Below are 13,733 nucleotides of genomic sequence, written 5' to 3'. Positions count from 1 at the left end.
AATTGACATTATTTAGCGAAAATGTTAAACATAGAAATTAAACATGAGATTATTATATTGTATATCAGATATTTATAAATTTTTCCCATTTCTTATGTAGAGATGGGAAAAAGAGAAGAAAATTCAACCTTGGGTTGCTATTTCTATTTAAAAGAGAAGTAGATGGTAAATGAAATACAAAGCTATGGGATGAGTTTTCGGAAAATAAACAGAAGTTATATCTAAGTTATTGTAAAATAGGTTATTAGCAATAAGTTGGGGAGCGCAGATTATATTCTGTTTACAAATAGAGAATATTGTAATGGTATTTATTGTACTTTATTTGGGTGACAGAATATTGTCCAAAGACTTGAAGCATTATTAAAAAATCATGATGTTTGACGAGAAGGAAAAGGAAAGAATGTGGTATCCGCTTAAATCGTCTCAAGGTAATATCCTATCGATTCGGGAACATCTCAAGAAATTGAGAATGATTGAGATATTTCTTCCTGTTACCAAAGAACCTGTGGTATTAACGGACGGTGATATCGTGATAAAGGAAACTCCTTGGTTTGACGACATTATCTTTGTGCGTCATAGCAAGTCGTACATAGAAGAACTTATGCATAAGGACAAGTTGTGCTCCCAACTTAGTTTTATGATAAAAAAAGATGATAATGGTAATCCCGACATAATCACGATTGACGACAGGGTGATGCAACTGTTCATTTATGCTTTGGAGGTGATGAAAGAACATGTGACATTACTGAAGATGAGCGATAATCTGAGACGTATGGGCAAGCGATGCCGCATCTTGGGAGGCAAGCTCGCCGGCATGGAAGGAGTGTTGCGCCGCGTACAAAACATCCGCCGTGTCTATATAGACCTCAACGGTATCATCACCGCCCGGATAGACTCCATGCCAAGAAATTATATTGAGATATTGGAGTGAGAAAGGGATATTATTAGTTTTTGATAATATCAATATTGAAATAATTATTTACGTATTTATAGGAGTTATAATAATATGAGACCTTATAAGGATATAAGGATAGCGGTAGCAGGGACCGGATATGTCGGATTGAGTATAGCGACATTGTTAAGCCAACATCATGAGGTAGTGGCAGTGGATATAATACCAGAGAAGGTGGAAATGATAAACAACAGGAGGTCCCCGATTGTAGATAAGGAGATAGAAGAGTATCTTGCCACAAAGCCGTTGAAACTGAGAGCGACAATGGATGCGGAAGAAGCATATAAGGGAGTGGATTATGTGGTGATAGCAGCCCCTACGAATTATGACCCTGTAAAAAATTATTTTGATACGAGCCATGTGGAAGAGGTGATAGACCTTGTGCTCAAGGTGAATCCGGAGGCTGTGATGGTCATCAAGTCCACGATACCGGTGGGATATTGTCGCAACCTGTACGTGAAGTACTGGAAACAGGGACTTAAACGGCTCAACCTGCTTTTCGCCCCGGAGTTTCTGCGCGAGAGCAAGGCTTTGTACGACAATCTGTATCCGAGCCGAATAATAGTAGGCATACCCAAGATAATAGACAATTCTGAATTTACAGAGGAGAATGAAGCTATTAAGGCAATGGCAGATATGACTGTTTTGGAGGCGGCGGCACATACATTCGCTGCACTGTTGCAGGAAGGAGCCATAAAGCAGGATATAGACACGCTGTATATGGGACTCAAGGAAGCAGAGGCAGTAAAACTCTTTGCGAATACGTATCTAGCCCTGCGAGTAAGTTATTTTAATGAATTGGACACATACGCTGAAGTGAAGGGATTGGATTCTAAAGCCATAATACAAGGAATAGGATTAGACCCGCGTATCGGTACACATTACAACAACCCCTCGTTCGGATACGGAGGATACTGTCTGCCCAAGGATACGAAGCAGTTGTTGGCCAACTATGAGGACGTGCCGCAGAACATGATGACAGCGATAGTGGAAAGCAACCGTACGAGGAAAGACTTCATCGCGAGTCAGGTTCTGAAGAAAGCCGGTGCCCATGAATACGACAGTAGTTGGGATGAGACAAAAGAAACAGATATCACGATAGGAGTTTACCGTCTCACTATGAAATCCAACAGTGACAATTTCCGTCAAAGCAGCATACAGGGAGTGATGAAACGCATCAAGGCAAAGGGTGCCACCATCATCATCTATGAACCGACCCTCGAGGACGGAAGCACATTCTTCGGCAGCAGGGTTGTCAACGACCTTGGTGAATTCAAGAGATTGTCGAAGGCCATCATCGCCAACAGGTACGACTCCTGTCTGGATGACGTGAAAGACAAAGTATATACAAGGGACATATTCAACAGGGACTGACCATGCTGGAACGTAACATCAAACTTGACGGCTCTGTCATACTGGTGACAGGTGCTGCCGGATTTATTGGGGCAAATCTTTCAAAACGGTTGCTGAATGATTTCCCGGACTGCAAAGTCATAGGCATAGACAGCATCACCGACTACTATGACATATCCCTTAAACACGAGCGACTGGATGAGCTGAAAGGATACGGAGACAGGTTCACCTTCATCCACGACACCATAGCCGACAGGGAAACGGTCATCCGCATATTCAGCGAGTACAGGCCGGCAGTTGTGGTCAATCTCGCCGCACAGGCCGGAGTAAGGTACAGCATCACCAATCCGGACGCATACATCGAGAGCAACATAATAGGTTTCTACAACATACTCGAAGCCTGCCGCCACAGCTATGACAACGGCCGGAAAGGCGTCGAGCATCTCGTCTACGCATCCTCGTCCAGTGTTTACGGATCGAACAAGAAAGTGCCCTACTCGACGGATGACCGTGTGGACAACCCTGTAAGCCTGTATGCAGCGACCAAGAAGAGCAACGAACTGCTGGCGCATGCATACAGCAAGCTGTACAACATACCTTCCACAGGCTTGAGGTTCTTCACTGTATATGGCCCGTGCGGCCGCCCCGACATGGCCTATTTCGGCTTCACAGACAAGCTGGTAAAGGAAGAGAAGATCAAAATCTTCAACTACGGCAACTGCAAACGTGACTTTACATACATAGACGACATTGTGGAAGGCGTAGTCCGGGTGATGCAGCACGCACCAGAAAGACGGAACGGCGAAGACGGACTGCCGTTGCCGCCCTACAAGGTGTACAACATCGGCAACAGCTCTCCGGAAAACCTGCTTGACTTCGTCACCGTCCTGCAGGAAGAGCTCATCCGTGCAGGAGTCCTGCCGAAGAACTATGACTTCGAGTCGCACAAGGAACTCGTACCCATGCAACCCGGAGATGTACCCGTAACATTTGCCGACACTGCACCTCTCGAACAGGACTTCGGATTCAAACCGTCCACACCGCTGCGCACAGGATTAAGAAATTTTGCCGAGTGGTATTCGGAACACAATAATAAATAATTTAACATTCTACGAATATGTCTGTATTTGCAAATAAAATTTTACTTATCACCGGTGGCACTGGCAGTTTCGGCAACGCTGTGCTTCGTCGCTTCCTGGACAGCGACATCAAAGAAATCCGAATATTTAGCCGTGATGAGAAGAAACAGGACGACATGCGTCATGCCCTGCAGAATCCCAAGGTAAAATTCTATATAGGAAATGTGAGAGATAAGGCGTCTGTGGATGTTGCGATGCGTGGAGTGGATTATGTGTTCGCGGCAGCAGCGTTGAAGCAGGTGCCGTCATGCGAGTTTTTCCCTATGGAGGCCACACGGACAAATGTGATAGGTACGGGCAATGTTCTTGAAAGTGCCATAGAACACGGAGTGAAGAATGTGGTTGTTTTGTCAACGGACAAGGCAGCATATCCCATTAATGCCATGGGTATCAGCAAGGCGTTGATGGAGAAAGTAGCCATAGCCAAGGGACGGGAATTGGGAGAAGGAGCAGCAACGACAATATGCTGCACGCGTTATGGCAACGTTATGGCAAGTCGGGGCTCAGTGATTCCGTTGTGGGTGGAACAGATGATGGAAGGGAAGCCGATAACGATAACGGACCCGAACATGACGCGGTTCATGATGACATTGGACGATGCCGTGGACCTGGTAATCTATGCATTTCAGCATGGACACAACGGAGACTTGTTTGTGCAGAAGGCACCTGCAGCGACATTGTCCACGTTGGCAGAAGCATTGAAGCAGATATATGGAAAGATAGACCCCAAGTACGGAGAGACGGAAGTCAGGGTAATCGGCACGCGTCACGGAGAGAAACTGTATGAGACACTTGTTACGAGAGAGGAGATGTCAAAAGCGATAGACATGGGAAACTACTACCGTATTCCATGTGACACGAGGGATTTGAACTATGACAAATTCTTTACCGAAGGGAACGAGGATATATCGAGGATAGAGGATTACCATTCACATAACACGACACGTTTGGATGTCGAAGGCATGAAGGAACAGTTGATGAGGCTGAGATTCATAAGGGAAGATTTGGGGATGGAGAAGAGGTCAAAACCGAGAGACATAAGATCAGAATAGAGAAAAGAACTCCACCGAGAGTCACAGTAGTGACAGAGGGCAACTCCGCCCGAGATAAGACAAGAAATAAATAATAATAAGAGATGAAGATATTGGTAACCGGAGCAAAAGGCTTCGTAGGAAAGAATCTGTGTGCACAGCTCAACAACATAAAGGACGGGAAGGCCAGATGCTACGGCGACCTTTCCGTGTCGGAAGTATATGAATACGATCTCGACTCCACATCGGAAGACCTTGACAGATGGTGCCGGGACTGCGACTTCGTGTTCAATCTGGCCGGAATCAACCGTCCGAAGAATCAGGAGGAGTTCATGCAGGGCAATTTCGGATTCGCCTCTACCCTGCTGGATACCCTTAAGAAACACGGGAACAGATGCCCTGTGATGCTCAGTTCCAGCATACAGGCGACACTTGCCGGCCGTTTCGGCACATCGGAATACGGAAAGAGCAAGAAAGCCGGCGAGGAGTTGTTCTTCGACTATGGCAGGGAGACCGGGGCGAAAGTTCTGGTCTATCGCTTTCCCAACCTGTACGGCAAGTGGTGCAAACCGAACTACAACAGTGCCGTGGCAACATTCTGCCACAACATAGCCAACGGCCTCCCCATCCAGGTCAATGACCCGAACGTGGACATGGAGCTGCTCTACATCGATGACCTGGTGGAGGAGATGGTATGCGCACTGCAGGGCAGGGAGCACCGCTGCGAGTTCGACGGTGTGGATACGGTAATGAAAGCCGACGGCCGCTACTGCGCAGCCCCCCTGACGCATCACGTGAAATTAGGCGAGATAGTTGACATGCTCTACAGTTTTGCCGACATGCAGAAAACCTTGATGATACCTGAAATGCCTTCCGAGAGTTTTGCCAAACGCCTGTTCAGCACATATCTTAGCTATCTGCCAAAAGAGAAAGCCATCTTCGACCTGCAGATGAATACGGACGGAAGGGGGAGCTTCACGGAACTGGTCCATACCCTGAACTGCGGGCAGGTATCAGTCAACATCTCGAAACCCGGCATCACCAAGGGACAGCACTGGCACCATACGAAATGGGAACAGTTCATCGTCGTATCCGGACACGGGCTCATACAGCTGCGCAAGGAAGGCACGGACGAGGTCCTCAACTATGAAGTCAGCGGGGAAAGGATACAGAGTGTGATAATGCTCCCCGGCTACACGCACAACATCATCAACCTGTCCGAGACGGAGAATCTCGTCACTGTTATGTACTGCAACGAAATCTTCGACAAAGAGCGTCCGGACACATACTTTGACCCGGTAGAAAAACAATAGGATATGGAACTGAAAACAGACTATTCGGACATACACTTTGCCGACAACGGCAAAATCAAACTTCTTATCATCGTAGGGACGAGACCGGAGATCATCCGTCTTGCCGCCGTGATCAACAAGACCCGCAAATACTTCGATGTTCTTCTGGCGCACACTGGGCAGAACTACGACTACACCCTCAACGGCATATTTTTCCGTGATCTGAAGCTGAAGGACCCGGAGGTGTACATGAATGCTGTCGGGGACGACCTGGGTGCCACCTGCGGCAACATCATCAACGCCAGCTACAAGCTGATGGTCGCCACAAGGCCAGATGCAGTGTTGGTACTTGGGGATACCAATTCGTGCCTTAGCGTGATAGGCGCCAAGAGGCTGCACATCCCCATCTTCCACATGGAGGCCGGCAACCGATGTAAGGACGAGTGTTTGCCGGAGGAGACCAACCGCAGGATAGTGGACATCATCTCGGACGTGAACCTGGCCTACAGCGAGCATGCCAGAAGGTACCTGGCCGAGTGCGGTCTGCCGCGCGAACGCACATACGTCACCGGCTCCCCGATGGCGGAAGTCCTGCGCGAGAACCTCGCAGACATAGAGGCCTCGGACGTGCTGCAGAGGCTCGGGCTTGAAAAGGGCAGGTACATACTGCTGTCGGCCCACAGGGAGGAGAACATCGACACGGAGAAGAACTTCCTGTCGCTCTTCACGGCCATCAACCGCATGGCGGAAAAATACAATATGCCGATCCTCTACAGCTGCCATCCGCGCTCGCGCCACCGGCTGGAGGCCACAGGCTTCAGGCTTGACCCGCGCGTACAGGTACAGCAGCCGCTCGGCTTCCACGACTACAACTGCCTTCAGATGAACTCGTTCTGCGTGGTCAGCGACAGCGGCACACTGCCTGAGGAAAGTTCATTCTACGCATCCATCGGCAAACCCATCTCGGCCGTATGCATCAGGACCAGCACAGAGCGTCCCGAAGCATTGGACAAGGGCTGCTTTATACTCAGCGGCATAGACACGAAAGGGCTTCTGCAGTCAGTAGAGCTTGCCGTACGGATGACCGCCGACGGCAACCACGGCATCCCTGTCCCCGACTACACCGACGATGTCTCCAACAAGGTCGTGAAGATCATACAGAGCTATGTCGGAGTCGTCAACAAAATGGTCTGGAGAAAATAATACTGCAAAAGTGTGAATTTACTATCATTAATACAGTATACAGCTACATACTATAGATGACTGAAATATCGAAAAGCAATAAACGTATAGCAAAGAATACCCTTTTTCTATATATGAGAATGGGCATTGTTCTTATAGTGTCACTCTTCACTACAAGAGTAGTATTACAGGCTCTTGGGGTTGAAGATTATGGAATATATAATGTAGTCAGTGGATTTGTAACTATGTTTACTTTCCTCAATACTTCAATGTCTAATGGAGTACAACGATTCTATAACTTTTCACTTGGCAGAAAGAATGAATACAACATCACAGATGTATATAATACCGCAATACAAATACAAGGACTTTTCGCATTGATTTTATTGTTTCTACTTGAGACTTTTGGAATGTGGTACATTTACAATGAGATGGTTATCCCAGATGAGCGATTCTCTGCTGCATTATGGGTATTTCAGTTTTCAGTTCTCTCATTAGTCATCTTAGTACTACAAATACCATATGCTGCATCTATCATGGCTTATGAAAAGATGGATTATTATGCATACCTGAGTATATTTGAAGTTTTGTCTAAATTGGGTGTAGCATATGCTGTCAAGCATTCTTGTACTGATAAACTAATTTTGTATGGAGCTCTAAATATGTTGGTGTCTTTAATATTATTTTTCTTGTATTTTGGTTATGCCAAAATATACTTTAAAGATCTTAAATTGGACTTTAGGATAAGAAAGCAACTATTTAAACCAATGTTGTCTTTCTCAGGTTGGAATGTATTTGGATCTTTTGCCTACATGATTAAAGGCCAAGGCCTCAATATGCTTCTGAATGTCTTCTTTGGACCTATTGTCAATGCTTCTCGTGGTATCTCAAATATGATTATGAGTGCTATTCAAGGATTTCAATCAAACATTGTAGTAGCTTTCCGGCCTCAGTTAGTTCAATCATACGCGACAGGTGACAATAAACGAGTTACTAAGCTGTTTTACAGTCTTTCAAAAATTTCTTTCATACTTTTAGCCCTTTTGTCTATTCCTGTAATGATAGAAATCGAGTATATACTACACCTTTGGCTTGGAGAAACAGTTCCCGATTATACAATTCCTTTTACGATATTAGTTCTAATCAATATGGTGATTAGCAGCCTCAACACTCCTATTTCGCAAGTTGTACATGCAACAGGGAAAATGCAGAACTATCAAATTGGTACCAGTTTGATAATTTGTGGTATCCTTCCTGTTTCATGGGTTTTCCTCAAGTTAGGATGTAGCCCTATTACAGTTTATATAATTAGTTTAATAATATCGATCTTAAATCAAGTTCTCTGTAACATACTTCTTAAAAAGATATATGATTATAGCATTACAGACTATTACAAGAAGGTTGTTTTTCCATGCTTTATATTTGCAGTACTTGTTCCTATACTGCCTTTTTGTATTCGAATTCTATTACCCTCTTCATTTACGCGTTTAATGTTGACCTGTGTTTCAACGATTATAGTTGCAGTACTTATTTCATATACATTTGTTCTTGATAAATCAGAAAAGAACGTAGCTAAGGAAATCATCAAAAAAAAGTTCAAATGATAAACAATGTTCAAGCTTTCTTAGATATTAATCACATATTTTATGAGAAAAATGTAGATTTAAAAAAAAGGACATGGATCCATAGAGGTGGTACTGCCAACTTGTTTGTTTCTCCTAAAAGTGAAAAGGAATTGTCAGTCATCGTCTCCTATTTATATAAGCATAATATCCAGTTTCTATTGACTGGACATACATCTAATTTATATATTCCTAATACAACTAACATTCCTATAGTCATATCTACCGCAAAATGTCAATCTTATTCATTAAAAGGAGAATTGTTGTATTGCGAAGCCGGTGTAAGCGTGATTAAACTCTCTAATCAGTTAATAAAGCAAGGAATAAAAGGGTTTGAATATCTTACTGGCCTTCCAGGAACAGTATCTGCTGCTTTAATAAACAATAGTTCTTGTAAGACCAATAGTATATCCAATCTATTGATAAGTGCAAAGGTTCTCATCAAGACTGGAGACATAGTTGAATGGACATCAGATGATTTTGAATTCAGTTTTCGTTCTTCTATTCTTAAAAGGAAAGAAATTGAAGGTTGTATATTGTCAGTATTTCTAAAAGCACAAAAAGGGGATGTGGAAGAATTAACTAAAATAGCTGAAGCTAACAAGCTTAATAGAAAGAATCGTTTAGACGGTAATGCACAAAATCTTGGCTGTATATTTGATGAGCCCTACTGTTTGGGCCCAATGAAAACAAAATATAAAATAGCAGAATTAACAATTAGAGCAGTAGGAAAGATATTTAAAGCATCGAATGTAAAAATAAATACAGTTACATGTAAAGTCCTCTGCAAAATGTCGCATTGTGAAGAAGCTCTTCCATATATCTCAAGAAAAAATAAGATGATTTTCATATGGCATGATGATGAGGCAGACAAGGCATTCTCTGTATATTGTAGATTTATGAATGAAGTTTATCGTACAAACAAACTTGAAATTGAAGTTATCAAATAATGGCTAAAATTAATTTATTAACAATACATTATGGAAAGTGTTATGGTGCAGTAATGCAGACATATGCAACTTGCAAACTGTTGGAGAAAGCAGGCCATTCTGTTAAGGTAATTAACCTTGTTAGGCCAGCTCCAAAGTCTTTTCGCAAATATTTATCAAACATCGTTGATTGCATTCGCGAGTTCCAATTCTGGTTATTTAAGAAAAAATACTTTGCTCCCCTTACAAATAAGGCAAGCAATATTAGTGACATTAGATTGCCCAAGGCTGATTATACGGTAGTTGGTAGTGATCAAGTATGGAATAGAGATATTACTGGCATTTTTGAAAACACATTCTTTCTTGATTTTGTTGATAAGAAGCAGAAGAAAGTCGCACTATCCTCAAGTTTCGGTAAAGCAATATGGAATGAACCAGAGGAGTATACTAAAAGAGTGAAATTTCTTCTTTCAGATTTTGATGCCATCTCGGTGAGAGAGTCAACAGGCGTTAAGATTATAGAAGATATTTTTGGTCTTACTGCAATCAACATTCAAGATCCAACAATAGGATATGGACAGTTTAATGATCTTGTACTGAATGACAAACATCTTCATCAAGTATTTCCCTTCCTCTTAAGTAATGATAAACAAGGTAATAAAAAGGCTCAGTATATTGCGAATACATTAGGAATTCCTTTGTTTAAACATTCAATGTTCTCTAACCGATTTTTGAAAGGACCTCGTCACTGGTTGACTTATATCAAAAATTCAGACTATATTATCACAGATTCTTTTCATGGTCTTGCACTCAGTGTGATTTTTAATAAACAATTTTTCGTTTTCTGTGCAAATGAAAACAAGTTTACGAGACTTAAATCATTGCTTCAGTTACTATCTCTTGAGGATCGTTACGTGGATAGCATTGATGATTTTGAGGCAAGAAAAGAAGACTTACTCAAGCCAATTGATTTTACACATGTTAATTTTATCTTAAAAAAAGAACAAGAAAAATATAATGTTTTCATCAAATCAACTATAGGTTAATCTTATGAGATTATTTAAATACAAGCAATATTTTGGAGTATTTTTATTCCTTATACTATTGTCTCTTGGAGTATATTTTGAAGACTTTGAGAGATTAGTTATGCTTGCATGTGCTCTAGGACTTATGTTATTCCTTAAAGAGGAGAATGCTGCACTCTGTTTTTTCGCCCAGACATTTCTCTGTGACAGTTTGGAACTGGCTCCGTCGCTGTCTTTCTCATCCGTCGCTGCGCTAGTGCTTATATTTAAAACTGTCATTTTAAGAAGTAAGTTTATTATTGGTAATAAATACTATATACTTGTTTTAATAGTTGTAGTTATTCAACTAATATCAACAATTACATTTAACAATACTTCGATAAATGTTGTGCGTTTTGGGGTGAATTTATTTGTCCTTTTGTATTTCATGAACTACTCAGAACTTTTTGAAAAGAAGTCTCAACTAATAGTTCCATCAGTTGTTTCCATCTCAGTTTTATTTGCTTGTCTGATAGGTCTAAACCGTTCGGCAAGTGTGGATAATTTGGGGATTATTAGATATAGTGGTATTTGGATTGATGATAATTTTTGCGGTATGTATTGCGCTATCGGTATCGTGAGTTCATTATTTGCCATATTACATAATAAATATACTTCCATTTTTGCTATCCCAAGTATTGCTTTGGCCATTACAATGGGTAGCTTGTCAATGTCGAGAACGTTTATTTTTGTATTGCTTATATTAGCTGCATTCTTCACTTTTTCAATGTTGAATAATAAGACAATAACAGGTTTTAAACGATTACTCCTAATACTAATATGTCTTATAGGAGTTGGATTTTTTATAACACGAGTTGCTTATGGTGTGTTTGAAAAAAGAGGACTAGATGTTGGAGGAGATATTACAAATGGGCGTACTGAATATTCCAAACAATCCTTAGAGGCATTCTCGGAGCACCCATTTTCATGGATTTTTGGCGTAGGTACTTCTAACTCTGCAAATTTTAAGTCTCAAAATGGATTTGCTGCTATGGCATCTCATAACACATACATTGATATGCTTGTTGAATTGGGGGTTCCTTTATGTATTATTGCATTTAGTATTTTATTCAGTTTTTTACGCAGATTGCTATGTAATATAAAACATAATATACCATATAAAGGTTACTTGGGTTTAATAGTTGCATGTTATATGGGAACTCTTACTTTAGTACAATATTCAATTTTGTATATAGCAATGGGAATTATGATAAATTTTACAAAGAATATAATATACAATAATAGACAATTACAATACAATGATACAAATCCTTGAAATATTTTCTTTCCAAAATGGATACATGGGTGGTATTGCCACAATGGTTGATGCATATATGAAAGGTACAGAGGAGTTTGCACACAATAACTGCAAATTGACCCACCTGAATATCGCGCCAACAATCAATACAGGAATAGTAAAGTTTGATAACATAGCTTATATATTTACCCAAAGAAAAGCTATTCGTAAATGCCTTGATAAGAACAACTATGATGTGGTTCATATCCACACTTCGAGAGAGTTCCTATTCGTGAAGGATATATTACTTTCAAAAATGATTCGTAAGAGATACAATACGCATATTACGATTACTATTCATGTAGGAAGTATACATACTGTATACAACAGAATTGGATGGTTCAAGAAGAAAAGTATCAGATTGCTAAATAAGTATGTTGATAAGGTAATATTCCTATCAAAGGAAATGCTTAATGACTTCATTGATGCTGGTCTTGATGAGAAGCGAACAGTCGTACTTTATAATTTCTATCATTTTATTCCCACCAAACTTGTACCATCAGAAGAAAAGAAACCTTTGCAGTTGCTTTATGTTGGCGCTATCCATAGAGAAAAGGGGATCACTGAACTTCTTAGGGCCTTATCAGAAATGCCGAATTTAAACTACCATCTGAACGTATGTGGTATACAGACTGACAACAGCATAAAAAATGAGGTGGAGCAAATGAAGCTATCACTTGGTCGTAAAGTGTCCTTCCTGGGATATGTGACAGGTGAGGCTAAAACAAGACTCTTTCACAATTCAGACATGCTTATATTACCATCTTATCACGAGGGATTACCTCTTGTGATTATGGAAGCTCTTGGGGCAGGATGCGCGATTATGGCGACACCAGTAGGATCTATACCAGAAGTCCTCAAAGACGAAAACTGTCTTTGGGTTGACATTGCATCAGTTGAATCAATTAAGGACCAACTTAAAAATTTGACAGAGCCCAAGCTTACTGCAATGAAAATAGCAAATAAGGAATTGGGGAAAGCATTTACATTCCAAAAACATGTGAAGACTTTAGCTGGAATCTACAATGATGAAATAAAATGACAGGCAAAATATCACATTTTATCCATAATGAATATTATGAGCTTGATTTACACGAACCTTAAAGAGTCACTATTAAAAGTAGTGAATGCCCTAAGACGTTCATATTTTACAAACTATAGAAACAAACTTGGGTATTGCGATCCTACAGTGGCATTGATAAAACCATTGGTCATTAAAGGTCCGCATAATGTCTTCATGTATGAAGATACAGGTATAAAAGACGCACTCATTATGGCTACAGGAGCAAAGTTTATAATGAAGAAACACTCTGGGGCAGCCGAAGGGTTGATAGTTATCACTGGTAATCACGAAAGAAGAATAGGACGTTTCTACAGAACAATAAAAGCTAAAGAGAAGCAAATACAAGATCTGGATGTAGTTATAGAAGAAGACTGCTGGATAGGTGCAGGTGTTACTTTGTTGGCAGGAGTTACTATTCGCAGAGGTACCACTGTTGCTGCAGGAGCTGTTGTCTCAAAATCAACGGCACCATATTCTATTGTTGGAGGAGTGCCAGCAAGGCATATCAAGTTTTATTGGACGATTGAACAGATATTGGAGCATGAGGCAAAACTCTATCAGGAAAATGAAAGATATCCAATAGAACAATTAGAATATTTTTTTAATCAGTACTTGAAATAATAAATGACATATTTCATTTCCTGAATATATCGTATTGAATCTAGGTTGTGTTCATCTCATAGTCTAGAATGGTTTATTTGAACAAAACGCCACAAAACGAACCAGTGATAACTGTGATATTGGGCAGAACTATTGTTTCTAGAACTTTTATTATTTACTATGTTCTTCATATTTTATACAAAATTATA

The 13,733-nt window shown here is 41.0% G+C and carries 12 protein-coding genes; all 12 read left to right on the top strand.

Features of this window, described 5'->3' with window-relative positions:
• The first annotated feature begins 370 nt into the window (after positions 1-370).
• The 12 genes from ACZOVS_RS04135 (at position 371) to ACZOVS_RS04080 (ending at position 13,545) form a co-directional block, all read left to right on the top strand.
• On the top strand, positions 371-931 hold the full coding sequence (locus ACZOVS_RS04135; protein ID WP_483995963.1) for a hypothetical protein: 561 nt from the start codon (positions 371-373) through the stop codon (positions 929-931).
• A 75-nt stretch (positions 932-1,006) separates the two neighbouring features.
• Positions 1,007-2,326: a nucleotide sugar dehydrogenase gene (locus ACZOVS_RS04130; protein WP_483995962.1), complete on the top strand. Its 1,320-nt coding sequence runs from the start codon at positions 1,007-1,009 to the stop codon at positions 2,324-2,326.
• A 2-nt stretch (positions 2,327-2,328) separates the two neighbouring features.
• A complete protein-coding gene (locus ACZOVS_RS04125; RefSeq protein ID WP_483995961.1) occupies positions 2,329-3,405 on the top strand; it encodes an NAD-dependent epimerase/dehydratase family protein in 1,077 nt (358 codons plus the stop codon).
• Positions 3,406-3,422: 17 nt separating this feature from the next.
• On the top strand, positions 3,423-4,496 hold the full coding sequence (locus ACZOVS_RS04120; protein WP_483995960.1) for a polysaccharide biosynthesis protein: 1,074 nt from the start codon (positions 3,423-3,425) through the stop codon (positions 4,494-4,496).
• Positions 4,497-4,579: 83 nt separating this feature from the next.
• A complete protein-coding gene (locus tag ACZOVS_RS04115) occupies positions 4,580-5,788 on the top strand; it encodes a capsular polysaccharide biosynthesis protein CapF (RefSeq protein ID WP_483995959.1) in 1,209 nt (402 codons plus the stop codon).
• Between the two features lie 3 nt (positions 5,789-5,791).
• The gene (locus tag ACZOVS_RS04110; protein ID WP_483995958.1) at positions 5,792-6,970 is read left to right on the top strand and encodes a UDP-N-acetyl glucosamine 2-epimerase; all 1,179 of its coding nucleotides are present in this window, start codon (positions 5,792-5,794) and stop codon (positions 6,968-6,970) included.
• A gap of 56 nt (positions 6,971-7,026) precedes the next feature.
• Positions 7,027-8,553 (top strand): lipopolysaccharide biosynthesis protein, encoded by a 1,527-nt coding sequence (locus ACZOVS_RS04105; protein WP_483995957.1) that lies wholly within the window; start codon positions 7,027-7,029, stop codon positions 8,551-8,553.
• Positions 8,550-9,521 carry an FAD-binding protein gene (locus ACZOVS_RS04100; RefSeq protein ID WP_483995956.1) on the top strand — a complete coding sequence of 324 codons (972 nt, stop codon included), beginning with the start codon at positions 8,550-8,552 and terminating at the stop codon, positions 9,519-9,521. The genes ACZOVS_RS04105 and ACZOVS_RS04100 overlap by 4 nt, the downstream gene beginning before the upstream one ends.
• Positions 9,521-10,546 carry a polysaccharide pyruvyl transferase family protein gene (locus tag ACZOVS_RS04095; RefSeq protein WP_483995955.1) on the top strand — a complete coding sequence of 342 codons (1,026 nt, stop codon included), beginning with the start codon at positions 9,521-9,523 and terminating at the stop codon, positions 10,544-10,546. The genes ACZOVS_RS04100 and ACZOVS_RS04095 overlap by 1 nt, the downstream gene beginning before the upstream one ends.
• Positions 10,547-10,550: 4 nt before the next feature.
• The gene (locus tag ACZOVS_RS04090) at positions 10,551-11,840 is read left to right on the top strand and encodes an O-antigen ligase family protein (protein WP_483995954.1); all 1,290 of its coding nucleotides are present in this window, start codon (positions 10,551-10,553) and stop codon (positions 11,838-11,840) included.
• Positions 11,824-12,903 carry a glycosyltransferase family 4 protein gene (locus ACZOVS_RS04085; RefSeq protein ID WP_483995953.1) on the top strand — a complete coding sequence of 360 codons (1,080 nt, stop codon included), beginning with the start codon at positions 11,824-11,826 and terminating at the stop codon, positions 12,901-12,903. Before ACZOVS_RS04090 ends, ACZOVS_RS04085 begins: the two co-directional genes overlap by 17 nt.
• A 36-nt stretch (positions 12,904-12,939) precedes the next feature.
• Entirely contained in the window at positions 12,940-13,545 is a 606-nt protein-coding gene (locus ACZOVS_RS04080; protein WP_483995952.1) for an acyltransferase, read from the top strand.
• The last annotated feature ends 188 nt before the right edge of the window (positions 13,546-13,733 follow it).

Source organism: Candidatus Limimorpha avicola (genome assembly GCF_056978975.1).
This window is presented reverse-complemented; position numbering and strand designations above follow the sequence as displayed.

Excerpts from the sequence above, each read along its gene's own strand:
- ACZOVS_RS04105 (WP_483995957.1), top strand. The coding sequence starts at position 7,027 with ATGACTGAAATATCGAAAAGCAATAAACGTATAGCAAAGAATACCCTT.
- ACZOVS_RS04125 (WP_483995961.1), top strand. The coding sequence starts at position 2,329 with ATGCTGGAACGTAACATCAAACTTGACGGCTCTGTCATACTGGTGACA.
- ACZOVS_RS04085 (WP_483995953.1), top strand. The coding sequence starts at position 11,824 with ATGATACAAATCCTTGAAATATTTTCTTTCCAAAATGGATACATGGGT.
- ACZOVS_RS04100 (WP_483995956.1), top strand. The coding sequence starts at position 8,550 with ATGATAAACAATGTTCAAGCTTTCTTAGATATTAATCACATATTTTAT.
- ACZOVS_RS04115 (WP_483995959.1), top strand. The coding sequence starts at position 4,580 with ATGAAGATATTGGTAACCGGAGCAAAAGGCTTCGTAGGAAAGAATCTG.
- ACZOVS_RS04095 (WP_483995955.1), top strand. The coding sequence starts at position 9,521 with ATGGCTAAAATTAATTTATTAACAATACATTATGGAAAGTGTTATGGT.
- ACZOVS_RS04120 (WP_483995960.1), top strand. The coding sequence starts at position 3,423 with ATGTCTGTATTTGCAAATAAAATTTTACTTATCACCGGTGGCACTGGC.
- ACZOVS_RS04090 (WP_483995954.1), top strand. The coding sequence starts at position 10,551 with ATGAGATTATTTAAATACAAGCAATATTTTGGAGTATTTTTATTCCTT.
- ACZOVS_RS04080 (WP_483995952.1), top strand. The coding sequence starts at position 12,940 with ATGAGCTTGATTTACACGAACCTTAAAGAGTCACTATTAAAAGTAGTG.
- ACZOVS_RS04110 (WP_483995958.1), top strand. The coding sequence starts at position 5,792 with ATGGAACTGAAAACAGACTATTCGGACATACACTTTGCCGACAACGGC.
- ACZOVS_RS04130 (WP_483995962.1), top strand. The coding sequence starts at position 1,007 with ATGAGACCTTATAAGGATATAAGGATAGCGGTAGCAGGGACCGGATAT.
- ACZOVS_RS04135 (WP_483995963.1), top strand. The coding sequence starts at position 371 with ATGATGTTTGACGAGAAGGAAAAGGAAAGAATGTGGTATCCGCTTAAA.